Genomic DNA, 26,609 nt, shown 5'->3' with positions numbered 1-26,609 from the left:
CCCTGTCCCGCGGCCGTCACGATCGTCCCTCCGCCAGCAACTCGGACAGTTCCTCGACCAGCGCAGGCGGAACCGACCAGTCGAAGACCCCGCATCCGTGCGGTGTCTGCGGCCCGATCATCCCGCGCACGAAGTGATACTGCACCGGACCGAGATGGTCGGCGGGCCGGTAGCCGGGCAGACGCCATCGCAGGTAGCGATGCAGCGCCACCGAATACAGCAGCGCCTGGAGCGGATAGTTGGCCGCGATCATCTCGGCCGCCATCGCGGCGCGGTCGAAGTCCTCGGCGACGAGCCGGCCGGGACGGAGTCTGTTCGTCTTGTAGTCGACGATGACGAATCTGCCGTCCGGAGTCCGCAACACCGAGTCGATGCTCCCGGTCAGATACCCGCGGAATCGCTGCGCCGGTAGGTCGCGGAGGCGGCCACTGTAGGCGGCCAACGGGTCGTCCGCGCCCAGGTGGCGGTCCATCAGATCGGCCACCGACGCCATGGTGACCCACCGATGGCGGTTGCCGGCCGACGGTTCCTGCTCGGCCAGGGGGAACTCGAAGTCCAGTTCCGCAAGACGGTTCCGCGGACCGACCTGCCAGAGATCACCGAAACCGATCGGTGTCGTCAGCACCCCGACCAGCGCGGCGGTGAGCCGCTCGACGTCGACGTCGAGGAGCCGGCTTCCGATCGCATCGACGCACAGTTCACGAACGTGATCGGTGATGTCGGGCGCCGAGGTGTCCACGTACTCCAGCACCTCGTGCACCAGCGTGCCGAACGCCGCCCCGAACGGCATGTCGTTCATCAGGGACGGAGTGCCCGTGGACTCCGCCGGGACGAGATCGTCGTCGGGCTCCCCCACGGGCTCGTCGGTGACGAGGTCCTCGTCGGTCTCGCTACCGGATTCGAGTATCACGGGATGTCCATGCCCTGCTGCCGCCACGATCGCCGAATACGATGTGCGCCGCCAACTCTGGTCGACGGTTCGGTCGAAATGCGAGGTCGACAGCCCCGCCGCAGGCGTCCGTGCGGGAAGAGGCGCGATCCGGGGGTCCCCGTCACGCCCGGCGACCTCGACGCGGATGGGTCCGTCGCGGTGTCCCCAGCCCATGAGTACATGCGCGCAGGTGTCGTCGTCGGGGACGTCGAAGGACTCGGGTACCTCCGCCGAATCCGGCCGTCGCCCGAACAACAACCGGTGCAGCGCCGAGTTCCTGGTGAAATACGCGGGCGCCCACCACAGCACGACCTGCGACTGGGCGCGGGTCAGCGCGACGTAGAGCAGACGCAGCTCCTCTCCCGCCGACTCGGTCTCGTGGCGGCGCCAGCGCGACCGATATCCCGGGGCCTCCTTGCCGCCGACGTCGAGGATTCGTCCGCCGTTATCGTCGTGGAACGTGAAGGTGGCGCGGTTGGAGTTCCTCGTGCCGTCCCAGGCGAACGGGACGTACACGATCGGGAACTGCAGACCCTTGCTGCGATGGACCGTCATGATCTGCACGGCCTGCGTGTCGCGGTCGAGCCGTCGGGTCTGGTCCTGATGCCGCTGCCAGCGGGTCGTGTCCGCGATTCGCTCGGCCAGCCACTCGCCGACACCGGTGAGTCCGCAGTCGGTCTCCATCACCTCGATGGTGCACAGCGACGCCACCTGCAGCAGGTCTGTCATCGACCGTTCCCCATCCCGAGTGGCCAGGACACGTTCGGCCACAGCGGAAGTACTCATCAGCCGCTGGGACATCGCGGCGAAACCGCCTTCGTCGAAGACCCGGCCCAGGGACTGCAGGGTCGTGGCGAGGCGTGCGATGTCGCTGCCGTCGTCGTCGGCGAGTCGCTCGGCAGACCATCCGATCAGCGGGCTCAACGCCGCCGACCGGACGAGGTCGGTCCGCGCGGGCTGCTCGAGCGCGCGGATCACCGACAGCCACTGCCGCGCCGCCGCGGTGTGGAACACGCTGGTGCCCGAGCCGATCACCGCTGCCACTCCGTGTTCCTGCAGATGCTGCTGCAGCGGTTGGATCGTCTTGTTCAGGGTGACCAGCACCGCGATGTCACCGGGCTCGACCGGCCGTGTCACACCGTCGACCTCGATGGAGGTGCCCGAGGAGAGCAGGCCCGCGACGTCGGCGGCCACATCCGCGATGACCCGATCCCGCACGGTTCCGACTGCGGCGAAGCCGCTGGGTCCCGTGACCGGGAACGCGCGTCGCGGGAAGGCACGCAGCCGGACCGGCGGCACCCCGTGGATGCGGGTCCCCGGTCGGGCCGCGGTCACCTCGTGCACGACGATCTCCGGGTGCCCCAACTCGGCACCGCCGTGGAGTCGTCCCAGCGCATCCACCAGCGCGCCGTCGGATCGCCGGTTCACGTCGAGCGCCCGCAACGCATCCGCCGACCCGACAGCTTGCAGGTAGCTGAGCACCTCGGCACCGCGGAAGCCGTAGATCGACTGTTTCGGGTCGCCGACGAGGACGAGTGTCCGGTGCCCGTGGAAGCAGCGCCGCACGATCTCCCACTGCTGGGGGTCGGTGTCCTGGAACTCGTCGATGAGCACGGCGTCGAAGAAGCCCCGGATTCGTTCGCAAGCGGCCGGTCCGACGACCGCGTCGGTGACGATGCGGTACAGGATCATCTGCAGGTCGTCGTAGGTCCGGACGCGCGAGAGACGTTTGCGTTCCTCGACGATCGCGCGGATGCGGGCGGCGAAGCGCACACGTCGCCCGGCGATCGTCGCGTCGGGTCCCGACGTACCGTCGAGGTCATCCGCGGACGGCGCCATCGCGGCCGCGGGCTGGCGGACGGCATCCCGGGCGATCGTCGTGGCGTCCGAGAGTGAGATCTCCGGGGCGTCGGCGCCCGCGTAGCCACGCAGGTAGAGATCGAGTGCGGCCTCGTCGACCAGATCATCGACGTCCTCGACGATCTCGTACACGAGCTCACGCTCGCCGAGAAAGCCGAGCGCATCGAGCATGCGATTGCAGAACGTGTGGGTCGTCGCGATGGTCGACGCATCGAAGTCGGACAGCGCACGCACCAACCGCTCGCGACGCAGACCGACCTCGGCCGGCCCACCGGCCGCGAGATGACGCACCAGGAGGTCCTCCGACTCCCGGGCGACCAGCGGGTCCGACAGCGCGGCAACGAGTTCCGAGACACGCTCGCGCATCCGCTCGCGCAGCTCGGCGGTGGCGGCCCGACTGAAGGTGACCAGCAGCAGTTTGTCGATCGGCACACCCTCGGCGATGAACCGGGCTCCGAGCCCGACGATCGCGTAGGTCTTGCCGGTGCCGGCGCTCGCCTCGAGCACGGTCGTGCCCGACGGCAGTGGCGCGGTGATGTCGAAGGCCTGCGGGACGCCCGCGCGCGGCGCGGTCCCCTCGGCCCCCCTCGTGTCCGTTGCTGCGCCCTCGGATGCGGTCATGACAGGGTCTCGTGGTCCATGAGCGGCCCCCAGATCAGTCGGGCGAGTCCGGTGAACAGCGGATCACCCATCTCGCCCGGCAGTGTCGTCAAGGCCTGCGGCCCGTCGTCGGGGATCGAGTCGGCGACCAACGCATCGAAATCCACGGGTGACGTCACGTCCCCGGTGTACACCAGACGCAGGTAGCGATCCGCTCCCGCGCCGAAGTCACCCTCGAAGGACTTGCGCGCGGCCGGGAGAGCGCGATCGACGCGCCCGGTCCGGAGATGGTGATCCACGAACTCGGCCGCAGGGTCCAGCGGGAGTGGCAGCGCCCGGGTGAGGCCGATATCGCGTACCGCGACCAGTCTCGTCAGGATCTGCAGCGGATCGTCGGGGACGGCGAACAACGATCGGGCGACTCCACCGCCGCGACGCGGTCGACGGGCCACCACGGCGGCGGCCAGCACCGGAGCGGCACCACCGGTCTGTGCGGTCGCCGCGACCGCGAGGAGGCGAATCCACGCGACGAGCCGTTGTTTCGCGCGCAGCTTGGAGTAGGTGGCCGTCACGATGGTGCCCGAGAAGATGTCGGAGACCGTGCCGTACAGGCGACGGCCGTCGGGCAGCGGCACTACCACGTCCGCGGTCGACGGACTGCCGGTGCGCGCCGCGGCGGCAGCGGCGAAGACCGCGTCGACGTCGACCGAGATGTCCTGGAGTTCGTGGGTTCCGAACGCGAACGGCGGCAGGGTGCCGCGCCGCAGCTCGGCGGCCTGGCATGCAGCCAGATCGCTGCCGGACAACATTCTCGACAGGAACCGATCACCGATGCCCCACTTGTCGAGCGCAGCCAGGTGCACGTCGAGCTGGTCGGCACGAGGCCGTTCCTCGGCCGGCACCCGGGCACCGAGACGTTGACGGACGAATCCCTCGATCGGATTGGTGAGGAAAGAGATCAACGAATCGAGGTCGAGGTCCGCTGGCTCGGCCGGCGGCAGCCGGATGTCGGCGATCCGCGGGGTGTCCGACCCGACGGTGCCGACCACTCGCGCCCCGGCGAGAAGGGCCTCGTCGAAGCTGAACGGTCCATTCACACCGGCGAGGACACCGGGGCGGAAGTTGCGTTCGTCGAAGGCGTGCAGGGTGTGTTGCCGGAGACACGACGACGCGTCGGCACCGTCGAAGCCGGTGAGCGTGTGCACCGAGTCGATCAGCTCGCTGACCACGACTGCGGGTGGGATTCGTTGTCCGGACACCGGATCCGCGCCGCTGTAGAACAGCATGAGGTTCTCCTGCGCGGCGCAGACGGCGTCGAGGAACAGCTGTCGGTCCTCGTCGCGTGGGTTGCGTTCGCCGATCAACGGTGATCGTCCGAGTATGTCGTCCCCGTCGGTGCGAGTGGCCCGTGGGAAGGCGTCGGCGTCGACGCCGAGGAGGACGATCACCCGATGGGGCACCGACCGCATCGGGACCATGGAGCACACCGTGAGTTCGCCCGTGCGGAAATTGGCGCGGGTCGGGGTGGCGGCGACGAGCCCGGCGATCAGGTCTCGGATGTCACCCAGCCGCAGGACGAGGGGTTCGTCGTGCGGACCATGGGTGTCGAAGACCGACGCGATCGACCGGACCGCCTGCGCACGTTGCCATTCGTCGTCGGGACCGGTCTTGGTGAGTGCGCCGACGACCCCCACGAGCACCTCGACCCAGGTGGCGGACGAATGTGCACCGCTCATGGCGGCGAGGGCTCCCGACAGACGCGCGACGAACTCGGCGAATCGACCGGCGAGATCGATCTCGGTGCTCTCGACCCCCGCCAGCGGCAGCGCGGTGTCCAGCCACTCGCCGTCGGCCTCCTCCGCGACCGCGCCGAGCAGGATGCGGTCGAGTCCGGCGTCGAAAGTCCCCTGACCGAAACCGGCGAGACCGAAGCGAGATCGCTGGGTGTCGTCGATGGCCCACCGGATGTTGCTGCCCACCAACCATTCGCGGATCATGTCGATGTCGTCGTCGGTGAGGTCGAAGCGTTCCCGAACCGGGGTGCGAAGCAGCAGGTCGAGGACCGCGCCCGCCGAGACACGGCCTGCGGCGAGTTCGACGACGGCGGCGACGACGTCGAGGACTGCGTTGGTGTGCCGGAGACCGCGGTCCGCGAGTCGCACCCGGAGTTCGAACGCGGGGTGCCCGAGCCCGGGCTGCCCGAACGCTCCCCGGATGAGCGGCGCGAAGGTCTCCACGTCGGGGCACATGATGAGCACGTCGCGCGGCTGAAGGGTCGGGTCGGCGGCGAACAGGTGCAGCAGTCGGTCCCGTAGGACATCGACCTGCCGTTCGGACCCATGACACGAGTGCACCTCGACCGACGGATCCGCGGGCACGGTTCCCGCGACGACGGTGTCGTCGCGGATGCCGGCCTGCAGTGCCGACAACACCGTGGGCGTGGTCACCGCACTCGCGGGATGATGCACGATGCGATCCGCGACCGGCGCCACGCGCCGCTGCATTTCCTGCACGTCGCGGGAGAGGCCGGCGAGCAACGGGTGCTCGAGCGCGGGCGGGCGGTGCGCCGATCGTCGTCGTCCGTGGGTTCCGGCGGCCTCCGCGGTCTCGATCGCTGTCCACAGCGCCGGACTCGGGTGCGGCATGAACAGGTGCACATCCCGGTGCACGGCGAGCGCGCCGAGCACCTGCAGGAGCGACTCGGTGATCCGGGTGGGGCCGAACACCGACAGCCGGTCGGGCAGGCCGCCGGCCGTCGGCGACTCCCGCAGCACGGCGCAGGCACGCGCGAGGTATTCCGCCGGGTGCGGCTCACCGATGAGTTCGCGCACCGCGCGCCACACCTCGGGTTGCCAGGTCAGGTCGGCGGCGACCGCCGAGCCGGCGCCGTCGGTGTCGTCGCCGGTCGCCCACTCGCTGAGCATCGTCGGACGCGCCCGTGCGTAGGTGTCGAACAGACCGGCAATCTGCCGTGCGGTTGCGTAGCGCCGCCCCCGCCGGTGATCGTCGTCGGAGGTGTCGGTGCCGGCGCCGACGTGGCGGGCCAGGACGGCCAGTCGCGGGTCGTCGATCATCCGGTCGAGGACCCGCAGGACCGGCCAGGTCATCGCCGTCGGACGCCACCGGTCCCCGGCCGTCGGACGGCCGTGCACTCGCGGGGCGACGCGTCCGGCGTCGAATGCCATCGCATCGATCAGGACCCGATCCGTGAGCAGCGCCGGCGAGTCGAAGTCCAGATTGGCCGCGATCCCGTCGTGCCCCCGGTCCGTGGCGCCCAGTCGGGTGGCCAGACGCTGTTGCAGCCACCGTTCCACACCGGGCGCGGGTACCGCCACGACCTCGGAGGCCATCGGGTCGGCCGGCGGCACGATCAGCAGATCGGCGAGTGCGTCGGCCAGGGTGTCCGTGCGTTCGGCGCGGTGCAGGTGGAACATGGCGCGTCGCGAGCCGGTCTCGTCAGGCCCGCGCCGGGATGCCGGAGCCCTCGACCACGTGCGCGCCGAGTGAGTCCCGTACGAGGTCCGGCACCGGCGTCGGGCGGCCGGTGTCCGGGGCGACCGACACCATCGTGGTCTCCGCGACCGCGCAGGTGACCCCGTCCGGATCGATGAGGATCAGCGACAACGTGAACGAGGTGTTCCCGATCCTGCTCACGCAGGAGCGCACGGTCACCGGGTCGAGCGAGTATTCGAGGACGGCGGTGAAGACGATGTCCTGCCGCGCCACGAGGACCGAGAAGCCTTCCGGGCGGTCGGGCAACCACGCCGCGAAGGAGCGGATGCGGCTCTCCTCGAAGATCCGCGCGAACTCCACATTGTTGATGTGGTTGTTGATGTCCATGTCGCCGAAGCGCAGCTGGATGGGGACATCGAGATGTTGGTCGGCCACGTTCGCAAACCCTAGTGCGTGGTACCGACGCGGCAACACGCGCGCCGATGCGGCCGAGCCGGGGCGGGCCAGACCGTACACTCACCGCAGGGAAGTCAGGCGAGGGGGAGATGTTGATCCTGGACACCGTGCGGTTGCGGCTGCGTCCGGTCGCAGTGTCGGATGTCGACGCCATGGTCGACCTCGACAGTGACCCGATGGTGATGCGGTACGTCAGCGGAGGCATCGCGACCCCGCGCGAGGTCATCGAGGAGTGGGTCGTGCCCCGCGCGCAGGCCGAGCAGCGCGCCCACCGGACCGGGATGTGGGCGGCGCAGGACCGCTATTCCACGGCCTTTTTCGGGTGGTTCGCCCTGCGCACCCCCCGCCACAGCAACCGATCCGAACTCGAGTTGAGTTACCGGCTCCGCCGCGACGCGTGGGGACGCGGATTGGCGACGGAGGCCGCGCACGCCCTGCTCACCATGTCCTTTTCCGAGATCGGCGCCGAACGGGTCTTCGCGAGCACGATGGCGGTCAACACGCCCTCGCGCCGGGTGATGGAGAAGATCGGCATGCGCCTGTCGGCCATCCACATGAGCGACGACGAACTGGTGTCGTCGGCAGGCGGCGGTGAGGTCGAGTACGAATTGCTCCGCAGCCACTGGGAGACGACGACGATGCGCTGGTCGGAGGGCACATCGCGCCCCTGGTCGCCGACCGCGCCGGCGAGCTGGGCGCCCCGTCACCGCCGCGTTCGAGGCCTGACCGCCTGACCCGGATCGGACATCGGCGACACCGCGCGACGCGCGTGGGGTCCTCGTCGCGACCCGGAGCGCGAGATTGACTACCGTTAGGGAGAGCGCGGCAGCAGCCCGACCTCTCAGCGACAGGAGATGTTCTCACCATGAGCAGCCCCACTCCGACCACGGCGCGCCCGCACGTCGTCATCGTCGGGTCCGGATTCGGCGGACTCTTCGCGGCGCAGCGCCTCGCCAAGTCCGACGTCGACGTGACCCTGATCGCGAAGACCACCCATCATCTCTTCCAACCGATGCTGTATCAGGTGGCGACCGGCATCATCGCCGAGGGTGAGATCGCCCCTGCGACCCGTGTGGTCCTGCGTAAGCAGGAGAACACGAAAGTGTTGCTCGGCGATGTGTTCGCGATCGACCTCGAGGGCAAGACGGTGACCTCACGGCTCCTCGAGCGGGTGACCGTCACGCCGTATGACAGCCTGATCATCGCCGCGGGCGCCGACCAGTCCTATTTCGGCAACGATCATTTCGCCGAGTACGCCCCCGGTATGAAGACCATCGACCACGCGCTCGAACTCCGCGGCCGGATCCTCGGCGCGTTCGAGCAGGCCGAACTCTCCGACGACCCGGAGGAGCGCGCGAAGCTACTCACGTTCGTCGTCGTCGGCGCCGGGCCCACCGGCGTCGAGCTCGCCGGCCAGATCGCCGAGATGAGCGACAAGACCCTGAAGGGGACATTCCGCAACATCGATCCCACCGAGGCGCGTGTCATCCTCCTCGACGCCGCTCCGGCCGTACTGCCGCCTTTCGGGGAGAAGCTCGGCAAGAAGGCCGCCGACCGCCTCGAGAAGCTGGGCGTGGAGATACAGCTCAACGCGATGGTCGTCGACCTGGATTACGACGGTCTGGTCGTCAAGGACAAGGACGGCAGCACCCGCCGGATCGAGTCGCAGTGCAAGGTGTGGTCGGCGGGCGTCCAGGCCAGCCCGCTCGGCAAACAACTCGCCGAGCAGTCCGGCGTCGAACTCGACCGTGCCGGCCGCGTCAAGGTCCTGCCCGACCTCTCGATCCCGGGGAATCCGTACGTCTTCGTCGTCGGCGACATGATGGCGGTCGACGGTGTGCCCGGCGTGGCGCAGGGTGCCATCCAGGGCGGTCGCTACGCCGCCGACGCGATCAAGGCCGGACTCAACGGCCAGGCGCAGGAGCAGCGCAAGCCGTTCAGTTACTACGACAAGGGATCGATGGCCACGGTGTCGCGGTTCAGCGCCGTGATGCAGGTGCCGATCCCGGGTACCACGAAGAAGTTCGAGACCGAGGGCTACTTCGCCTGGCTCGGATGGCTGGCACTGCACCTCATCTACATCGTCGGCTTCCGTAATCGCCTCAACACCCTGGTGAACTGGTTCTTCGCGTTCAGTACCCGTGGGCGTACGCAGCTCGCGGTGACCGAGCAGCAGGTCTATGCACGGACCGCTCTGGGTGCGCTGTCGGCGTTGGAGGGCAAACCGGAAGAGGAAGCCGAGGCCGAGGCGGCCGGTGCCATCCCGTCGACGAAAGCCGTCGGCTCCGAAGCGGTCCCGTCGTCGAAGGCCGAGGCCGGCTGAGGCGATCCGTCGAAGCGCCGGCCGTCAGACGGCGGTCGGCGCGAGATCGAGTTCGTCACACAGGAGGCGCGCCGCCCGCGCCGACGACGCGAGGCCGCTGGTGAGCGTCGCGCCGACGACACCTGCAGGCCGTGGGAGCTCCAGCCGGGCGGCATACGCGTGTGGTGAGACATCCCCGGGACGCTCGTCCGGGTAGCGCAGGACGCTGCTGACCGCGCGGTGCCCGCTGCTGTCGGGACCGCCCAGGGCGAGCTGATGTCGCAGGATCGGTGCGTCGCCGACGTCGAGCCGCAACGACCCACGCCAGCGGGCCCGGGACGCGTTGTCCGGTGTCTCCTCCAGACGACCCAGTTGGGCGTGTTCGGCGACGATGACGGTCGATGTCGCGGCGGCGGCGACGCTGGTCACCGTGCGGTGATCCGCGCCGGCGGCGACGACCGTAGGCTGGGGATTCAGGAACAGCCGCGCGTTGTCGGCCACCTCGATCGTCCACGTCATCGTCGAGTCGATGCGATGCCGGGCAGGCAGCGCAAGGGTCGCTGCGACGGTCTCCACGTGCAGCGACGCGCCCGCCTCGACGACAACCCGCATATGGATCGTGTCCCCGCCGAGCGGCGTGGCCGCGGTGCTGATGAGGTGAACGGTGTCGATCCCTGTCTGCCGCACGGCCAGTCCGCCCGATGCGATCACCCGCGGCGAGCGGCCCGCACGGGCGACGATCGCGATCTCGGTGTGCACCGTCCTCAGCCGACGACCGCGACCTCGGCCAGCTGTCGACGCACCCAGGAGAGCACGTCGGTCGCGGCCGGATCGTCATTGAGCGAGATCATCGCCGTCGGACGGCCCTCGCGAACCCGCTCGGCATCGGTCCGCATGATCTCGAGGTCGGCGTGGACCTGCTCGGCCAGGTCCGTCTTGTTGATCACCAGCAGGTCCGAGTAGGTCACACCCGGCCCGCCCTTGCGCGGCACCTTGTCGCCGCCGGCGACGTCGATCACGAAGATCTGCACGTCGATCAGCCCGGTCGAGAACGTCGCGGTGAGATTGTCCCCGCCGGATTCGACGAGGATGAGATCCAGCGGCGGGTTCCCGGCCACGAGGTCGTCGATCGCGTCGAGGTTCGCGGTGATGTCGTCACGGATCGCGGTGTGCGGGCATCCGCCGGTCTGCACGGCCGTGATCCGCTCGTCGGGCAGCACCGCATGCCTGCGGAGGAAGTCGGCGTCCTCGGTGGTGTAGATGTCGTTGGTCAACACCGCCACCGACAGTTCGTCGCGCAGTTGTCGGCACAGTGCGGCGACGAGCGCGGTCTTGCCGGATCCGACGGGTCCACCGATTCCGATGCGCAGGGCCTCACCCGGCTCCCGGCGTCGGCGCGGGCGCCCGTGGTCATGGCCGTGGGGTTGTCCGTCGATCAGGTGCGGGGGCATGCGGTGCGTCCTCTCGGGTGGGTTGCAGTCGGGCTGCGCGAAATGGATTGGGGCGTCTGCGCCGGGTTCGCCTGCCGGACAGGACGTGTCACGACAACGCACACGGATCGTAGGTGGTCAGGACATGAACAAGGGCATCTCTCGTCGTTCGTGTCGCTCGGCGAAGACGTCGAAGGTGGGATCCGACAGGTCGGCGAGCCCCACCGCGGCGGCTGCGGCGACCCGTTCACATTCGACGCCCAAGTCCGCGATGACCACGGCCACGTCGGCCGGATCGAGTGCCAGGAGCCGCTGGCCCGCCGTCGCCGCGCCGCTCATCGTGGTGTAGGCGAGGATGAGCGCGGTGTGGAACCCGGACAGTCGGCAGACACGACCGACCGCACCCGTGATGACCGGCTGATGCGTTCTGGGCACATGCTCGTCCCACTCGGCATGCTGCCACAGTCGCCGCGCGAGTCGCAGCATTCCCCTCCCCTGCGCCAACGACGCCCGGCGCGCTGCCGCCGACGGGGTGCGTGCATCGGTCTCGCACTGAGCGGCAGGCACATCGAGTGTGCCATCAGCGACGGCCGCGGCAATCGAGGCGGCGACCAGGCCGGTGGTGAGCACCCGGCGCCGGAGGAAGACCGACAGGGAATCGGCGTCCACGATGATGCGGTCGGCGACCGCCTGCTCCACCCCTCCGGAGTGGACGTGTCCGCCGACGGGCAGACGAGAGTCGGCCAGCGTAAGCATCATCGCTAGCTGCGATCGGGAATCAGTCAGGGAATCCATGTGGTCTCCGGTGTCGACGTGACATCTTCAGAAGAGGAAGTACCGTTGCGCCATCGGCAGTTCGGAGACGGGCTCGCTGTCCCAGACCTCGCCGTCGACCCGGACGGTGAACGTGTCGGGCTCGACGGTGATGTCCGGGGTGGCGGAGTTGTTGATCATGTCGGCTTTGCCGATCCCGCGGGTGTTGCGCACCGCGACGAGACGGCGATCGAGTCCGAGTGTCTCCTCGAGGCCCGCGTCGATCCCACCCTGTGCGACGAAGCTGATCGAGGTCGCAGCCGCGGTCTTCGGGGCGGCGCCGAACATCGGTCGCGGCAATACCGGCTGCGGGGTGGGAATGCTGGCATTGGCGTCACCCATCGCGGCCCACGCGATGGCACCGCCCTTGATCACCAGATCCGGCCGGACACCGAAGAACGCCGGATCCCACAAGACGAGGTCGGCGAGTTTGCCGGTCTCGATCGACCCGATCTCGTCATCGAAACCGTGCGCGATCGCCGGACAGATCGTGTACTTCGCGATGTAGCGTCGTGCGCGCGTGTTGTCGGCGACACCGTCGCCGGGGAGCGGACCTCGTTTGACCTTGAGGACGTGCGCGGTCTGCCAGGTCCGCAGCACCACCTCCCCGATCCGACCCATCGCCTGCGAGTCCGAACCGATCATCGAGATCGCACCCAGATCGTGGAGCAGGTCCTCGGCGGCGATCGTCGACGGACGGATGCGGCTCTCGGCGAACGCCAGGTCTTCGGGCACGGTCGGGTTCAGATGGTGACAGACCATGAGCATGTCGAGGTGCTCGTCGAGGGTGTTGACCGTGTGCGGCCTGGTCGGGTTGGTCGAACTCGGCAGCACGTTGGGATGCGAGGCCACGGTCATGATGTCGGGCGCGTGTCCGCCTCCGGCGCCCTCGGTGTGGTACGCGTGGATGCTACGACCCGCGATGGCACCGATCGTCTGTTCGACGAACCCGGCCTCGTTGAGGGTGTCCGAGTGCAACGCCACCTGAACGCCGGTCTCGTCGGCGACGCGCAGACACGCGTCGATCGCGGCGGGGGTACTCCCCCAGTCCTCATGCAGTTTGAAACCCGATGCGCCGGCGCGGATCTGCTCATGCATGGCCGCGGCGGAGACCGTGTTGCCCTTGCCCAGCAGTGCGATGTTCATCGGCCAGTGGTCGGTGGCCGCCAGGATCGAGCGCAGGTGCCACGCGCCCGGGGTCACCGTGGTCGCCTTGCTGCCCTCGGCCGGTCCGGTCCCGCCCCCGATGAGGGTGGTGATGCCGTTCCCGAGCGCCTCGTCCATGATCTGCGGGCAGATGAAGTGGACGTGGCAGTCGATCCCACCCGCGGTGAGGATCTTCCCGTTGCCCGCGATGATCTCAGTCGACGGCCCGATCACGAGGTCGGGGTGTACCCCGTCCATGGTGTCCGGATTGCCCGCCTTGCCCATCGCGGTGATCCGGCCGTCACGAATACCGATGTCCGCCTTGATGATCCCCCAGTGGTCGAGGACGACCACGCCGGTGATCACGGTGTCCGGCGCCCCGTCGGCACGGGTGGCCCGGCTCTGACCCATCGATTCCCGGATCACCTTGCCGCCGCCGAACACCGCCTCGTCGCCGGCGAGTCCCGGTCCACCGCACCGATCCTCGGTGACCTCGATCAGCAGATCGGTGTCCGCCAACCGGATCCGGTCGCCGACCGTCGGCCCGAACAGTTGCGCGTACCTGTCACGTCCCAGCGTCGCCATCAGTCGAGCCTTCCCGGTGCGTCGAGCGAGATGCCGTGGACCTCGCGTGTTCCGCCCAGCGGGACGAGCGAGACTGTCATCTCGATGCCCGGCTCGAACCGGACGGCGGTTCCCGCAGGGATGTCGAGGCGACGGCCGCGCGCCGCCGACCGGTCGAAGTCCAACGCGCGGTTGGATTGCGGGAAATGGACGTGACTGCCCACCTGCACCGGCCGGTCCCCGGTGTTGACCACGGCGAGCGTGATCACGTCTGCGCCGTCGTTCAGCTCGATCGTGCCTGCGGCGGGGAAGATCTCCCCGGGCACGACCGGCGGCTGTGTTCTCGACATCGATGACCTCCGCCGGCTAGTCGATCGGATTGTGCACGGTGACCAGCTTGGTACCGTCCGGGAACGTCGCCTCGACCTGCACGTCGTGCAGCATCTCCGGCACACCGTCCATGACCTCGTCGCGACCGAGAACCTCACGCCCCGAGGACATCAGCTCCGCGACCGACCGTCCGTCCCGGGCCCCTTCGAGCACGTGGTCGGTGATGACGGCGACCGCCTCGGGGTGATTGAGCCTCAGGCCGCGGCCCTGCCGACGTCGCGCCAGCTCTGCGGCATAGGAAATGAGCAACCGCTCCTGTTCATGCGGTGACAGACGCACCAGATACTCTCCTAGCGACACGGATCCGGTTCACGCCGGTATCCATCCGGGACGACGCGCACCCTGACCCGGCGCTGTCGTAGGGACATAGTGCCACGCCACCGTCGGGGCGGCGCGTCAAGCGCGCAGACCCCCGGCCGCCGCTCGCAGCTCGCCCAGCCGGCCGGCGGTGCACAGCGGCGCGACGCCGACGACCTCCTGCGCGGTGAACGCACCCGCGGCGAGACCGCGGTCGAGCACCAGCGCCAGGGACATCGCCGTCGCGGGCTCGTCGACGACATCACCGCTGCGGCGGTCGAAGTACGACTGGAGCCGCTGCGCCGCCGTCGGCATGGCGGACCGGAAGAACCCGATCACCGCCGACCACCGGGTCACCAGATGCCCAGGATGCATGTCCCAGCCCTGATAGATTCCCCGCTCCAGCGAGCGGATCACGAGCGCGTGGTGCCGCCGGAGGGCCGAGGCGACCTGGTCGGCGGAACCGACCGGGACGACCTGCGTCGAACCGTCGCTCACCCACACACCGGTCTGCGCCGCTGCGGCCTGCATCGTGGCCTTGGCGTGGTCGGCCACTGGGTGGGCCAACGACTGCTGCGCCGAGACGATTCCGCAAGCGGCGCTGTAATCGTATGTGCCGTAGTGCAATCCGGACAGGCGCGGGCGTCCGCGATGGATCGCCTCGGCGACGGTCGCACGTCCGTCCGGACCCAGCACCGCCTGCGGGATCTCGACCTGCAACTCGTACCGCAGGGCTCCCTCGTCGAGACCGTGCGCGCGCTCGAACGCGCCACACAGATGGTTGACCGCATCGACCTGTCGGATGTCGCGCAGCTTCGGCACCGTGAACACGAAGCCGTCGGGAACGCCGCCGGCCGCGTCGAGGACCAGCTCCAGGGTGCGCAGACCCCGTGCCCGTTCACGCTCACCGAGGCCCTTGGCCCGGACACCGGCGCAACGCGGGGCGTGCGGTCGCCGCCCGGTCCACGCCGCCAGCACCTCACCGGCCCGACGCGCGTGAGCGTCCTCCACGTCGTCGTCACGCCATCCGTAGCCGTCCTCGAGGTCGATCCGCAGATCGTCGATCGGGTTGTCCCGCAATCGGGCTCGCGCGAGGTCGACGACGGTCGCATCCCCGCCCGCCAGTTCGGCCAGGACATCGGCGGCCGAGTCGGCGACGGCGAGGGCGCTCTCGCCCCAGATAGCCGGGGTGTCGACCGCGATGTCGGCGGCACTCACGTACGCGGTGTGCACCGGCTGACCTGCGGCGCGATCGCCCGGGAAGTGCACGGCCAGATCCGCATCGACCGGTGCGAGAAGCTCGTCGAGACGGGAGCGCTCGTCGTCGGAGATCGCGCGGATCGTCATGCGCCCGATGTCGGGGCGGTCGGCAACCCGGCCCCCTCGGGCAGTTCGATGTTCTGCAGCCGCACTTGTGAGGAAGCGATCAGACGGTCGTCGGCGTCGGTGATGGCCACCCGCCAGAGTTGTTGCCTGCGGCCGCGGTGCACCGGTGAGGTCGTGACCGTGATCGTGCCCGTACTGACCGACTTGATGAAGTCGGTGTTGTTGTTGACCCCGACCGCGGTGCCGCCGATCCCGGTGGCCTGGAGCCAGGTGAACGCGCTGATGCTCGCGGTGCTCTCGGCGATCGCGCAGTAGACACCGCCGTGCACGATGCCGAACGGCTGATGGTGTGTCGCCGACAGCTCCAAGGTGGCCACCACCCGGTCTTCGCCGACTTCGAGCAGACGCAGTCCGAGTGCGTTGTCGAAGCCCCGGCCGAAGGTCTCCTTGATCAACTGTTCGTTCTCAACGGTCATACCCACGAGATTGTCACGACTGTCCCGCCGGGGCGCGACAAGGGCCTCGGTACAACTGTCCGGGAATCCGCGCTCGCTGCGCACAAACCTTCCCCGAGGAACCGATAGGCCCCACGCTGCGTTAGCAGCATGGGGCCTATCGCGGCGTGGACCGGGGGTCTCTGCAGCCCTCAGGACTCTCGCTCGGTCCGACGTGACTCTCAATGTAGGGTAGCCTTACCAACATTGTCAAGGGGGTTGTCAAAAAGCGACGTGAACAGGCCGGGAACACGAAGTGCAGGCGAGATGTGCGAGCAGGAGAAGCGGAAGTAAAATGCGAAGAATGAACGGGCTGGGCGACCTCGAACGCGCTGTGATGGACACGTTGTGGGAGAGTCCGACGCCCCAGACGGTGCGACAGGTCCACGAGAACCTCTCGCGCGACCGGTCGCTGGCCTACACGACGGTGATGACCGTCCTGCAGCGTCTGGCGAAGAAGAATCTCGTGACCCAGATCCGCGACGACCGCGCGCACAAGTACGTGCCGACGCACCCGCGGGAAGACCTCGTCGCCAGCCTCATGGTCGACGCGCTCAGCGAGGCGGACGCGCCGGGCTCGCGGCACGCCGCCCTCGTGTCCTTCGTCGGGAGGGTCGGCGCCGACGAGGCCGCCGCGCTGCGCCACGCGCTCGATGAACTCGAAGCCGCCCGGGGAACGGGCGAGACAGGATAGATTCGCCCCACACGACTCCCAAGCGTCTCCACCCCAGCGCCCACACACAGCCCACCGCAAGGACAGTTTCGATGACCGCGCTCTTCTTCGGCATCCTGACCCTGGTACTGGTCGGTCCTGCCGCAGAGGCCTTGTCCCGCGCGTCCTGGCCGATCAAAGCTCCACGGGCAGCGATGACGCTGTGGCAGGCGATCGCCCTCGCCGGGGTTCTCTCCGCCTTCAGTTGCGGTCTCGCCATCGCCGCGAACCTGCTCGCCCCCGGAGCGGACGGGACGCCGACCACCAACCCGCTGCATGAGATCGAGCGACTCGGCCTGCCCGTGTGGCTGGCGCTCGTCGGCGTGTTCGCGCTCACCCTCCTGGTCGGCGCACGACTCATGTACACCGTCATCCGCGTCGGTGTCCGCACCCGCGCCCGGCGCTACGCACACCGGCAACTCATCGACATCCTCGATCGCTGTGACCGCAGCGACGCGACGCACCCGCTGTTCGCGAGTGACGTGCGCATGATCGACGTCGAGCAGCCGCTCGCCTACTGCCTGCCCGGCCTGCGCCAGCGGGTGGTCGTCAGCGAGGGCGTCGTGGCCCGGTTGTCGCGCGACGAGTTGACCGCTGTACTCGCCCACGAACGTGCACACCTGCGTGCACGTCATGACCTGGTCCTCGAGGCTTTCATCGCCTTCCACGAGGCGTTCCCGCGATTCGTCCGGAGCAGTTCCGCGCTGGGCGCGGTGGAGCTGCTGGTCGAGGCCCTCGCCGACGACCAGGCCGTCCGTGCGACCGCACCGACGACCCTCGGGCGTGCGCTCGTCGCATGTGCCGACGCCGTCGCACCACGGGGCGCGATGGCCGTGGGAGGACCGACCACCCTCGCCCGTGTGCACCGACTCCGCGACGAACGGCCCACCAGACTGATCGCGATCCTGGCCTACACAGGGGCGGCGGCCATCCTCGTCGTCCCGACGACAGCCGTCGCGATCCCATGGCTGACCGAGTTGAGCCGGCTGATCTCGGCGGCGTGACTCTCCGCACCCTCCCGCTCGTGGCGCGATCGCCGAGGCAATAGGCTTGTGCCATGACCACTTCCCCCGTGTCCGGTTCCGACTCTCCTGACTCGACGAAGGCCCAGATCGGTGTGACCGGTCTGGCCGTCATGGGCTCCAACATCGCCCGGAACTTCGCGCGCCACGGTTACACGGTCGCGCTGCACAACCGCAGCATCGCCAAGACCGACGCGCTCATCGCCGACCACGGCTCCGAGGGATCGTTCATCCGTACCGAGACGATGAAGGAGTTCGTCGCCGCGCTCGAGCGCCCGCGGCGGGTGCTGATCATGGTGAAGGCCGGCGACCCGACCGACGCGGTCATCGAGGAGCTGGCGGGCCTGATGGAGCAGGGCGACATCATCATCGACGGCGGCAACTCGCTCTACACCGACACCATCCGTCGCGAGGCGGCGATGTCCGAGCGCGGTCTCAACTTCGTCGGCGCCGGCATCTCCGGTGGCGAGGAGGGTGCCCTCAACGGGCCGTCGATCATGCCCGGCGGACCTGTCGAGTCGTACGCATCCCTCGGCCCGCTGCTCGAGTCGATCTCCGCACATGTCGACGGTGAACCGTGCTGTACCCACATCGGCCCCGACGGCAGCGGACACTTCGTCAAGATGGTCCACAACGGCATCGAGTACGCCGACATGCAGCTCATCGGCGAGGCCTACGACCTGATGCGCAAGGCCCTCGACATGCCGGTCGCCGACATCGCCGACGTCTTCCGCGAGTGGAACTCCGGCGACCTCGACAGCTACCTCGTGGAGATCACCGCCGAGGTGCTCTCGCAGGTCGACGCCGAGACCGGCAAGCCACTCGTCGATGTCATCGTCGATGCCGCGGGCCAGAAGGGCACGGGACGCTGGACCGTGAAATCGGCACTCGACCTGGGCATCCCGACCACCGGCATCGCCGAGGCGGTGTTCGCGCGCGCATTGTCGAGCGCCACCGATCAGCGCAAGCAAGCCCAGGTCCTCGAATCCGGCACCCTCGCCGCTGCCCCGACCGACGCGACGACCTTCATCGACGACATCAACAAGGCGCTGTATGCGTCGAAGGTGGTCGCCTACGCCCAGGGATTCGACCAGATCGCCGCGGGCAGCGCCGAATACGACTGGAACGTCAAACCCGGCGACCTCGCCACCATCTGGCGTGGCGGCTGCATCATCCGCGCGAAGTTCCTCAATCGCATCCGCGATGCCTACGCGGAGAACCCCGACCTGCCGAGCCTGCTGCTCGCCCCGTACTTCCGCAGTGCCGTCGAGGACGCCGTCGACAGCTGGCGACGGGTCGTGTCGACCGCCACCCTGATGGGCATCCCGGTCCCGGCCTTCGCGTCATCGCTGTCGTACTACGACGCGTTGCGATCCGAACGTCTTCCGGCGGCACTGACGCAGGGCCTGCGCGACTTCTTCGGCGCGCACACCTACCAGCGCATCGACAAGCCCGGCACGTTCCACACCCTGTGGAGCGGTGACCGGTCCGAAGTGACGGAGTGAGAGGGGTCGACAGACCACTGTGAGATTCGTCGAGGGCCACCGGCCCACCCACGATCTGACCTACGACGACCTGTTCATCGTCCCGAATCGGTCGGATGTCGTCTCCCGCTTCGACGTCGACATGTCGACCGTCGACGGGAGCGGCACCACCATCCCGATCGTGGTCGCGAACATGACGGCGGTGGCCGGCAAACGGATGGCCGAGACGGTCGCCCGCAGGGGCGGTCTCGTCGTCCTGCCGCAGGATCTGCCGATATCTGCGGTCGCGGACTCGATCGACCACGTCAAGTCCCGTCACCTCGTCGCGGACACCCCGGTGACGCTCACCGCCGAGGACTCGGTGTCGGATGCCTTGGCGCTCATCCCGAAACGGGCGCACGGTGCCGCCGTCGTCGTCGAGGAAGGGCGTCCGATCGGGATCGTCACCGAGAGACGGTGCCACGACGTCGACCGGTTCTCCCGAGTCCGCGATGTCGTCGACCGCGATGTGGTCACCCTGCACGCCGCCACACCCCCGCGTGAGGTGTTCGAGGCTCTCGGCGATCTTCACCTCGGCCTCGCCGTCCTCGTCGACGACGACGGCCGCCTGGTGGGTGTGCTGTCGCGGGTCGGCGCACTCCGCCATGGGATCTATGAGCCGAACGTCGACGCGCAGGGTCGATTGCGGATAGCGGCGGCGGTCGGGATCAACGGCGACGTCGTCGGCAAGGCGAAGGCACTGGCCGAGGCCGGCGCCGACCTGCTCGTCATCGACACCGCACACGGCCATCAGGAGAAGATGCTCTCCGCGCTCGAGGCCGTCGCCGCGGCGGACCCCGGCGTACCGATCGCGGCCGGCAACGTCGTGTCCGCTCAGGGCACCACGGACCTGCTCGACGCGGGCGCGTCGATCATCAAGGTCGGCGTGGGCCCGGGCGCGATGTGCACCACCCGCATGATGACGGGGGTGGGCAGACCGCAGTTCTCGGCGGTCGCCGAATGTGCCGCAGTGGCGCGCGAGCGCGGCGCACATGTCTGGGCCGACGGTGGCGTCCGGCATCCCCGCGACGTCGCACTGGCGATCGCGGCCGGTGCGTCGAACGTGATGATCGGCTCCTGGTTCGCCGGAACCTACGAATCCCCCGGCGACCTGCACGAGGACGCCGGCGGCAAGTACAAGGTCAGTTTCGGGATGGCGTCCAAGCGGGCCGTCGCGGCGCGGTCGGCCAACGACGGCGCCTACGACCGGGCGCGGAAGTCGTTGTTCGAGGAAGGGATCTCGAGTTCGCGAATCCGTCTCGACCCCGAGCGGCCCAGCGTCGAGGACCTCGTCGACCACATCTGCTCGGGTGTGCGCAGCACCGCCACCTACACCGGCGCGAGAACGTTGCGTGAGCTGCACGACAAGGTCGTGCTGGGCGTGCAGTCGGCCGCCGGCTTCGCCGAAGGACGGCCGCTGCCCGGCGGGTGGTGACGGGTGCAGACCCTCCTCCTCGTCGCCAGTCTCGTCGGATTCGTCGCTCTCACGCTGGGTACGGCGCTGTTCGTCGCGGCGGAGTTCTCACTCACGGCGCTGGAGCGTTCGACGATCTCCGACGACGTCGAGACCCGGGACGACCGTCGATCGCGGTTGGTCCAGCGCGCACATTCGACCCTGTCCTTCCAGCTGTCGGGTGCTCAACTCGGCATCACCATCACAACGCTGATCACCGGCTACATCGCCGAGCCGGTCCTGGCCCGCATCCTCGACCCGGCGTTGAGCGGCCTCGGGCTGAGCGAGTCGGTCGCGTCGGGCACCTCACTGGCGCTCGCGCTGGTCATCGCCACCTCGCTGTCGATGGTGCTCGGCGAGCTGATCCCCAAGAATCTCGCCATCGCGAAACCACTCGCGGTCGCCCGTGCGACCGCAGGGCCCATGACGATCTTCTCGGCGGCATTCCGATGGGCCATCAACGGCCTGAACGGTTCGGCCAACTGGCTCGTGCGCCGGCTCGGCATCGAACCCGCCGAGGAACTCCGGTCGGCCCGCTCCCCGCAGGAGCTGGTGTCGCTGGTGCGGAACTCGGCGCGGCAGGGCTCGATCGACGAGAACACCGCGGCGCTCGTGGACCGGTCGCTCAAGTTCGGCGAACTCACCGCAGAGGACCTGATGACCCCGCGGGTCACCGTCGAGTGCCTCGACCGAGAGGACACCATCCGTGATCTGGTCATGGCGTCGTCGCGGACCGGGCATTCCCGGTTCCCCGTCGTGATCGACGGCGATCTCGACGACCTGGTCGGTGTAGTGCACATCAAGCAGGCGTTCACCGTGGCGCCCGAGCGAGCGGCCGGCACCACCGTCGAGTCGATCGCCCGCCCGGTCCCCCGCGTCCCGGCCAGCCTCGACGGCGACTCGCTGATGGAACAAATCCGGGCAGACGGCATGGAACTGTGTGTGGTCATCGACGAGTACGGCGGTACCGCGGGCATCGTCACCACGGAGGATCTGATCGAGGAGATCCTCGGCGACGTCACCGACGAACACGACCAGGAACGCGCCGACATCGCCGAGGACGGCGACGGATACCTGTGCTCGGGACTGCTGCGGATCGACGAGGTCACCTCGGCGACAGGCTACCGCGCCCCGGAGGGCTCCTACGACACCCTGGGTGGCCTGATCATGTACTGCCTCGGCCGCATCCCCGAGGTCGGCGACACCGTCGACCTGCCGAACCGGACGGCCCCGCTCGACGGCGACGACGAGGACGACGGCCTGCCGCCCGGCAGCGACACCCAGTGGCGCGCCACCGTCACCCACATGGACGGTCGGCGGATCGACGTGGTCTCGCTGCGACCGGCCACGGAACCACGACCCTCCGACGCGGACGACACACGCGATCCCGGCGACAGCACGGCAGGCGACGCCGGGTCAGGAGGCACCGAGGCGAAGGGTGCGGAGTCGGGTCCGCCGCGGACAGGAGGTGCCGAGGATGGGAGGTGACATCTGGGGAGTCGTCCTCACCCTCGTCCTGCTCGCGGGTAATGCGTTCTTCGTCGGGGCCGAGTTCTCGCTGATCTCGGCGCGACGCGATCGTCTCGAGGCCCTCGAGGAAGCCGGGAAAAAGCGGGCCCGCACGGTGATCCGTGCCGGGGAACGATTGTCGTTGATGCTCGCCGGCGCCCAGCTCGGCATCACGATCTGCTCGATCCTGCTGGGTCGGGTCGGTGAACCCGCCGTCGCGCACCTCATCGAGGAGCCGCTGCATCTCGCGCGGGTCCCCGACGGACTGCTGCATCCGATCTCGTTCGCGATCGCGTTGGCCCTCGTGGTGGTGCTGCACATCCTGATCGGCGAGATGGTCCCGAAGAACATCGCGCTCGCCGGACCCGAGTCGTCGGCGATGCTGCTCGTACCCGCACATCTCATGTTCATCCGGCTCGTGCGTCCCCTCATCGCGTTCTACAACTGGCTCGCGAACATCTCCCTGCGCCTGATGCGTGTGCATCCGAAGGACGAGTTGGCGTCGAGCGTCTCGCCCGGCGAGCTGGCCCAGATGATCGTCGAGTCCAAGCAGGAGGGCCTGATCGATGCCGAGGAACACGAACGCCTGACCCGAGCCCTGCAGTCGGTCGGCCGCACCGTCAGCGAGGTCATGATCCCGCTCGATCAAATGCGCAGCGTGTCCGTCGAGGTCGACAGTGCCACCGGTGGGGTGGGACCGACACTGGGTGCCGTCGAGCATGCCGTCAGCGACACCGGCTTCTCCCGGTTCCCGGTCCGTGGCCCCGACGGCACGTTCACCGGATATCTCCACCTCAAGGACGTACTCGACGAGATCCTCGACGAGCGTGTCGGACCGGACACGATCATCGGCATCGACAAGATCAGGCCCCTGCCCGTCATCGCCTCGACGACACCGCTGGACGAGGCCACCGGCGCGTTGCGTCGGATCAGCGCCCACCTCGGCGCGGTGGTCGCCGACAGCGGACGGACCGTGGGTGTCGTCGCCCTCGCCGATCTCGTCGAGGAGTTCGTCGGCACTGTCCGCGACGAGACGCACCGGGTGTGACGTCGTGAGCGGTTCATCCTCCCCGACGACGCTCCGGACTCACCTGTGTCCCGACGAATGGCGCGGACTGCGCGACCGGCACCGCGAGCGTGTCGACGATCTCATCGGACCGTATCTCCGGAACCGCCGTCGCGGTGTGAAGCACCCGGTGATCGACTTCCTGTTCACCTACTACTCGTCGCGTCCGGCACACGTACTGCGGTGGCATCCGGGACCTGATGTCGTCCTCGAGGACGCCGACGAGTTCCTCGGTCTGCGCGGCTATCACCGCGCCGATCACGGCGTGTCGGTCGATCCCACCCATCTCCGCGATCGGATCGGGGCGCTGGGCGCGACCGCCGCGTTGCTGCGCGCAACCGCCTCGCGGCCCGCGCGGCTGGGCTGCTTCGGACTGCACGAGTGGGCGATGGTCTACCGGACCGACGATACCCGGCACGATCTACCACTGCGCCTCGGGGCGCGCGACACCGATGCGGTCGTCGATTCGATGTCGTTGCGGTGCACCCACTTCGACGCGTTCCGGTTCTTCACGCCGGACGCACGTCCGCGCAACGAGACGGTACTCACCCGCGATGACCAGATGGCCGACGAGCAACCCGGGTGCCTGCACGCGACCATGGACCTCTATCGCGCCTGCTTCTCGCTCACACCGCTGATCGACTCCGATCTGACCCTGCGCGCGTTCGCGCTGGCACTGCGGGCACGCGAACTCGACATGCGGGCGGGGCCGTACGACCTGAGCGACCTCGGTTATCCGGCCGTCGCGATCGAGACGCCCACCGGGCGGGCACGGTATGTGCGCGAGCAGTCCCTGATCGCCGACGACGGGGCCGACCTGCGCGAGGAGGTGGCCCGACGATGCGAGCACCTGCTGCGTGCCGCGGGTTCGATCGAGGTCGGCACCTGACCGTCCGGACAGACCCGGACCTGGCCGGGACACCCGTACGACGGGGGATTACCGGCGAGTAGCATGACTGTGTCGATTATCGACCTTCTCGATTCACCGCTGGAGAAAGGCTGTCATGTCTGACCGGATCACCGTCAACGGGCTGCAGGTCGCTTCCGTCCTGTACGACTTCATCAACAACGAGGCGTTGCCCGGTACCGGCGTAGACCAGGACAGCTTCTGGTCGGGTGCGGCGTCGGTGATCACCGACCTGGCCCCCCGCAACCGCGAATTGCTCGCCGTTCGAGACGATCTGCAGTCGAAGATCGACAACTGGCATCGCGCCGACAAGGACGCCGACCTCGCCACCTACAAGGCGTTCCTGACCGACATCGGGTACTTGGCCGACGTCCCGGCCGACTTCCAGATCGGCACCCAGAACGTCGACCGTGAGATCGCCGAGACCGCCGGCCCGCAGCTTGTCGTTCCCGTCCTCAACGCACGATTCGCGCTGAACGCCTCCAACGCGCGCTGGGGCTCACTCTACGACGCGCTCTACGGCACCGACGCCATCCCGGAAACCGACGGCGCCGAGAAGGGCTCGTCCTACAACAAGGTCCGCGGCGACAAGGTCATCGCCTACGCCAAGGACTTCCTCGACAAGGCCGTCCCCCTCGAGCAGTGCAGCTACACCGACGTCACGTCATTCGCCGTGGTCGACGGCGCCGTGCAGGTCACCCTCGCCGACGGTTCCACCTCGACCCTGGCCGACCCCGCGGCGTTCGCCGGTTACCGCGGCGAGCCGACCTCACCGTCGTCGATCCTCTTGCGCCACAACGGCCTCTACCTCGACATCGAGATCGATCCGGCATCGCCGATCGGGCAGACCGACCCGGCGGGCATCAAGGATGTCGTCGTGGAATCGGCGATCACGACGATCATGGACTTCGAGGACTCCGTGGCCGCCGTCGACGCCGACGACAAGGTCCTCGGCTACCGCAACTGGCTGGGCCTGAACCGGGGTGACCTCTCCGAGGACGTCACCAAGGGCGACAAGACCTTCACCCGCGTCCTCAACGGCAACCGGGACTACGCCGCACCCGACGGGACGTCGTTCGACCTGCACGGACGTTCATTGCTGTTCGTGCGCAACGTCGGTCACCTGATGACCAACGACGCGATCCTCGACGCCGACGGCAACGAGGTCCCCGAGGGCATCCTCGACGGTCTGTTCACGTCCTTGATCGGCATCCACGGGATGTCCTCCGAAGGACTGCAGAACTCGCGGACCGGGTCGATCTACATCGTCAAGCCGAAGATGCACGGCCCCGACGAGGTCGCGTTCACCGTGGAGCTGTTCGGTCGCGTGGAGCAGGTCCTCGGACTGCCCGAGAACACCCTCAAGGTCGGCATCATGGATGAGGAACGACGCACCACGGTCAACCTGAAGGCCTGCATCAAGGCCGCCGAGAACCGGGTCGTCTTCATCAACACCGGCTTCCTCGACCGCACCGGCGACGAGATCCACACCTCCATGGAGGCCGGTGCGATGGTCCGCAAGGGCGAGATGAAGCAGCAGAAGTGGATTGCGGCCTACGAGGACTTCAACGTCGACACCGGCCTGGCCGCGGGACTGCAGCACAAGGCCCAGATCGGCAAGGGCATGTGGGCCATGCCCGACCTGATGGCGGACATGCTCGAGCAGAAGATCGGCCACCCGAAGGCCGGCGCGAACACCGCCTGGGTGCCCTCCCCGACAGCGGCGACCCTGCACGCACTGCACTACCACCTGATCGACGTGTTCGAGCGGCAGGACGAGATCGCCAAGCGTGATCCCGCCTCGGTCGACGACATCCTCACCATCCCGCTCGCACCGAGCACGTACTGGTCGGACGAGGAGAAGCAGCAGGAACTCGACAACAACTGCCAGTCGATCCTGGGATACGTCGTCCGCTGGATCGATCAGGGCGTCGGGTGCTCGAAGGTTCCCGACATCCACGACGTCGCCCTGATGGAGGACCGCGCCACCCTGCGGATCTCCAGCCAGCTGCTGGCGAACTGGCTGCATCACGGGATCGTCACCGCCGACGACATCACCGCCGCGCTCGAACGCATGGCACCCGTCGTCGACCGGCAGAACGCCGGGGACCCCACGTACCGGCCGATGGCCCCGGACTTCGGCTCGAACATCGCCTTCCAGGCGGCCAAGGAGCTTATCCTCGAAGGTGCGAAGCAGCCGAGCGGCTACACCGAGCCGATCCTGCATCGCAAGCGGCGCGAGTACAAGGCCGCCAACGCCTGATCGACCGCCGGCCACCCCTGCGGCCCATGCAGTGATGTCGGCGGGATTGTTCTCCGCTATCGTCTCGGTTGTCGCCGCGGTCGCCTGACCGG

21 protein-coding genes are annotated in these 26,609 nt (G+C 68.5%); 10 read left to right on the top strand and 11 right to left on the bottom strand.

Annotated elements, in window-relative coordinates; genetic code table 11:
- Positions 1-16: 16 nt before the first annotated feature.
- From QSJ19_RS14760 to QSJ19_RS14750, 3 genes are read right to left on the bottom strand one after another with little or no spacing between them, the layout of a single operon-like run.
- Complete coding sequence (locus tag QSJ19_RS14760; RefSeq protein WP_286321433.1) at positions 17-3,412, bottom strand: UvrD-helicase domain-containing protein; 3,396 nt, start codon at positions 3,410-3,412, stop codon at positions 17-19.
- Positions 3,409-6,825 carry an exodeoxyribonuclease V subunit gamma gene (gene recC / locus QSJ19_RS14755; protein ID WP_286321431.1) on the bottom strand — a complete coding sequence of 1,139 codons (3,417 nt, stop codon included), beginning with the start codon at positions 6,823-6,825 and terminating at the stop codon, positions 3,409-3,411. The genes QSJ19_RS14760 and recC overlap by 4 nt, the downstream gene beginning before the upstream one ends.
- A gap of 22 nt (positions 6,826-6,847) precedes the next feature.
- Complete coding sequence (locus tag QSJ19_RS14750) at positions 6,848-7,279, bottom strand: acyl-CoA thioesterase (RefSeq protein WP_286321429.1); 432 nt, start codon at positions 7,277-7,279, stop codon at positions 6,848-6,850.
- A 113-nt stretch (positions 7,280-7,392) separates the two neighbouring features.
- Here QSJ19_RS14750 and QSJ19_RS14745 point away from each other — a divergent pair, with 113 nt between their 5' ends.
- Together QSJ19_RS14745 and QSJ19_RS14740 are read left to right on the top strand one after the other, a co-directional pair.
- The gene (locus QSJ19_RS14745; RefSeq protein WP_286321543.1) at positions 7,393-8,034 is read left to right on the top strand and encodes a GNAT family N-acetyltransferase; all 642 of its coding nucleotides are present in this window, start codon (positions 7,393-7,395) and stop codon (positions 8,032-8,034) included.
- A gap of 131 nt (positions 8,035-8,165) precedes the next feature.
- On the top strand, positions 8,166-9,623 hold the full coding sequence (locus QSJ19_RS14740; RefSeq protein ID WP_286321428.1) for an NAD(P)/FAD-dependent oxidoreductase: 1,458 nt from the start codon (positions 8,166-8,168) through the stop codon (positions 9,621-9,623).
- 24 nt (positions 9,624-9,647) lie between these two features.
- Here the strand turns inward: QSJ19_RS14740 and QSJ19_RS14735 are convergent, their stop codons facing one another.
- From QSJ19_RS14735 to QSJ19_RS14700, 8 genes are all read right to left on the bottom strand, one after another.
- A complete protein-coding gene (locus QSJ19_RS14735; protein ID WP_286321427.1) occupies positions 9,648-10,361 on the bottom strand; it encodes an urease accessory protein UreD in 714 nt (237 codons plus the stop codon).
- 5 nt (positions 10,362-10,366) lie between these two features.
- Positions 10,367-11,053, bottom strand: coding sequence for an urease accessory protein UreG (ureG, locus tag QSJ19_RS14730; RefSeq protein ID WP_286321426.1), 687 nt, complete (start codon positions 11,051-11,053; stop codon positions 10,367-10,369).
- Positions 11,054-11,170: 117 nt separating this feature from the next.
- Positions 11,171-11,788 carry an urease accessory protein UreF gene (locus QSJ19_RS14725; protein WP_502876191.1) on the bottom strand — a complete coding sequence of 206 codons (618 nt, stop codon included), beginning with the start codon at positions 11,786-11,788 and terminating at the stop codon, positions 11,171-11,173.
- Positions 11,789-11,854: 66 nt separating this feature from the next.
- Positions 11,855-13,576, bottom strand: coding sequence for an urease subunit alpha (locus QSJ19_RS14720; RefSeq protein WP_286321424.1), 1,722 nt, complete (start codon positions 13,574-13,576; stop codon positions 11,855-11,857).
- Entirely contained in the window at positions 13,576-13,905 is a 330-nt protein-coding gene (locus QSJ19_RS14715; protein ID WP_286321423.1) for an urease subunit beta, read from the bottom strand. Before QSJ19_RS14715 ends, QSJ19_RS14720 begins: the two co-directional genes overlap by 1 nt.
- Positions 13,906-13,921: 16 nt before the next feature.
- Positions 13,922-14,224: an urease subunit gamma gene (locus QSJ19_RS14710; RefSeq protein WP_286321422.1), complete on the bottom strand. Its 303-nt coding sequence runs from the start codon at positions 14,222-14,224 to the stop codon at positions 13,922-13,924.
- A gap of 117 nt (positions 14,225-14,341) precedes the next feature.
- A complete protein-coding gene (locus QSJ19_RS14705; RefSeq protein ID WP_286321421.1) occupies positions 14,342-15,589 on the bottom strand; it encodes a DUF6986 family protein in 1,248 nt (415 codons plus the stop codon).
- Positions 15,586-16,044 carry a PaaI family thioesterase gene (locus tag QSJ19_RS14700; RefSeq protein WP_286321419.1) on the bottom strand — a complete coding sequence of 153 codons (459 nt, stop codon included), beginning with the start codon at positions 16,042-16,044 and terminating at the stop codon, positions 15,586-15,588. Before QSJ19_RS14700 ends, QSJ19_RS14705 begins: the two co-directional genes overlap by 4 nt.
- A 313-nt stretch (positions 16,045-16,357) precedes the next feature.
- Here QSJ19_RS14700 and QSJ19_RS14695 point away from each other — a divergent pair, with 313 nt between their 5' ends.
- The 8 genes from QSJ19_RS14695 (at position 16,358) to QSJ19_RS14660 (ending at position 26,517) form a co-directional block, all read left to right on the top strand.
- The gene (locus QSJ19_RS14695) at positions 16,358-16,756 is read left to right on the top strand and encodes a BlaI/MecI/CopY family transcriptional regulator (RefSeq protein ID WP_286321418.1); all 399 of its coding nucleotides are present in this window, start codon (positions 16,358-16,360) and stop codon (positions 16,754-16,756) included.
- A gap of 71 nt (positions 16,757-16,827) precedes the next feature.
- Positions 16,828-17,778 (top strand): M56 family metallopeptidase, encoded by a 951-nt coding sequence (locus QSJ19_RS14690; protein WP_286321416.1) that lies wholly within the window; start codon positions 16,828-16,830, stop codon positions 17,776-17,778.
- A gap of 53 nt (positions 17,779-17,831) precedes the next feature.
- A complete protein-coding gene (gene gnd, locus QSJ19_RS14685) occupies positions 17,832-19,301 on the top strand; it encodes an NADP-dependent phosphogluconate dehydrogenase (protein ID WP_286321415.1) in 1,470 nt (489 codons plus the stop codon).
- A gap of 19 nt (positions 19,302-19,320) precedes the next feature.
- The gene (guaB1, locus tag QSJ19_RS14680; RefSeq protein ID WP_286321414.1) at positions 19,321-20,754 is read left to right on the top strand and encodes a GMP reductase; all 1,434 of its coding nucleotides are present in this window, start codon (positions 19,321-19,323) and stop codon (positions 20,752-20,754) included.
- A 3-nt stretch (positions 20,755-20,757) separates the two neighbouring features.
- Positions 20,758-22,260, top strand: a complete 1,503-nt coding sequence (locus QSJ19_RS14675; RefSeq protein ID WP_286321413.1) for a hemolysin family protein — start codon at positions 20,758-20,760, stop codon at positions 22,258-22,260.
- Positions 22,250-23,329 (top strand): hemolysin family protein, encoded by a 1,080-nt coding sequence (locus QSJ19_RS14670; RefSeq protein WP_286321412.1) that lies wholly within the window; start codon positions 22,250-22,252, stop codon positions 23,327-23,329. Before QSJ19_RS14675 ends, QSJ19_RS14670 begins: the two co-directional genes overlap by 11 nt.
- A gap of 4 nt (positions 23,330-23,333) precedes the next feature.
- Entirely contained in the window at positions 23,334-24,236 is a 903-nt protein-coding gene (locus QSJ19_RS14665) for a 3-methyladenine DNA glycosylase (RefSeq protein ID WP_286321411.1), read from the top strand.
- Between the two features lie 115 nt (positions 24,237-24,351).
- Entirely contained in the window at positions 24,352-26,517 is a 2,166-nt protein-coding gene (locus tag QSJ19_RS14660) for a malate synthase G (RefSeq protein ID WP_286321409.1), read from the top strand.
- Positions 26,518-26,609 lie beyond the last annotated feature (92 nt).

It is taken from the genome of Gordonia sp. ABSL11-1 (assembly GCF_030315685.1).
In the GTDB taxonomy this organism is placed as follows: Bacteria; Actinomycetota; Actinomycetes; order Mycobacteriales; family Mycobacteriaceae; genus Gordonia.
This window is presented reverse-complemented; position numbering and strand designations above follow the sequence as displayed.

What these genes read in the sequence shown, in the direction of transcription:
- QSJ19_RS14660 (WP_286321409.1), top strand. Translation starts at nt 24,352, where the DNA reads ATGTCTGACCGGATCACCGTCAACGGGCTGCAGGTCGCTTCCGTCCTG.
- ureG (WP_286321426.1), bottom strand. Translation starts at nt 11,053, where the DNA reads ATGCCCCCGCACCTGATCGACGGACAACCCCACGGCCATGACCACGGG.
- QSJ19_RS14705 (WP_286321421.1), bottom strand. Translation starts at nt 15,589, where the DNA reads ATGACGATCCGCGCGATCTCCGACGACGAGCGCTCCCGTCTCGACGAG.
- QSJ19_RS14695 (WP_286321418.1), top strand. Translation starts at nt 16,358, where the DNA reads ATGCGAAGAATGAACGGGCTGGGCGACCTCGAACGCGCTGTGATGGAC.
- QSJ19_RS14715 (WP_286321423.1), bottom strand. Translation starts at nt 13,905, where the DNA reads ATGTCGAGAACACAGCCGCCGGTCGTGCCCGGGGAGATCTTCCCCGCC.
- QSJ19_RS14700 (WP_286321419.1), bottom strand. Translation starts at nt 16,044, where the DNA reads ATGACCGTTGAGAACGAACAGTTGATCAAGGAGACCTTCGGCCGGGGC.
- QSJ19_RS14740 (WP_286321428.1), top strand. Translation starts at nt 8,166, where the DNA reads ATGAGCAGCCCCACTCCGACCACGGCGCGCCCGCACGTCGTCATCGTC.
- recC (WP_286321431.1), bottom strand. Translation starts at nt 6,825, where the DNA reads ATGTTCCACCTGCACCGCGCCGAACGCACGGACACCCTGGCCGACGCA.
- QSJ19_RS14760 (WP_286321433.1), bottom strand. Translation starts at nt 3,412, where the DNA reads ATGACCGCATCCGAGGGCGCAGCAACGGACACGAGGGGGGCCGAGGGG.
- QSJ19_RS14725 (WP_502876191.1), bottom strand. Translation starts at nt 11,788, where the DNA reads ATGCTTACGCTGGCCGACTCTCGTCTGCCCGTCGGCGGACACGTCCAC.
- QSJ19_RS14720 (WP_286321424.1), bottom strand. Translation starts at nt 13,576, where the DNA reads ATGGCGACGCTGGGACGTGACAGGTACGCGCAACTGTTCGGGCCGACG.
- QSJ19_RS14690 (WP_286321416.1), top strand. Translation starts at nt 16,828, where the DNA reads ATGACCGCGCTCTTCTTCGGCATCCTGACCCTGGTACTGGTCGGTCCT.
- gnd (WP_286321415.1), top strand. Translation starts at nt 17,832, where the DNA reads ATGACCACTTCCCCCGTGTCCGGTTCCGACTCTCCTGACTCGACGAAG.
- QSJ19_RS14670 (WP_286321412.1), top strand. Translation starts at nt 22,250, where the DNA reads ATGGGAGGTGACATCTGGGGAGTCGTCCTCACCCTCGTCCTGCTCGCG.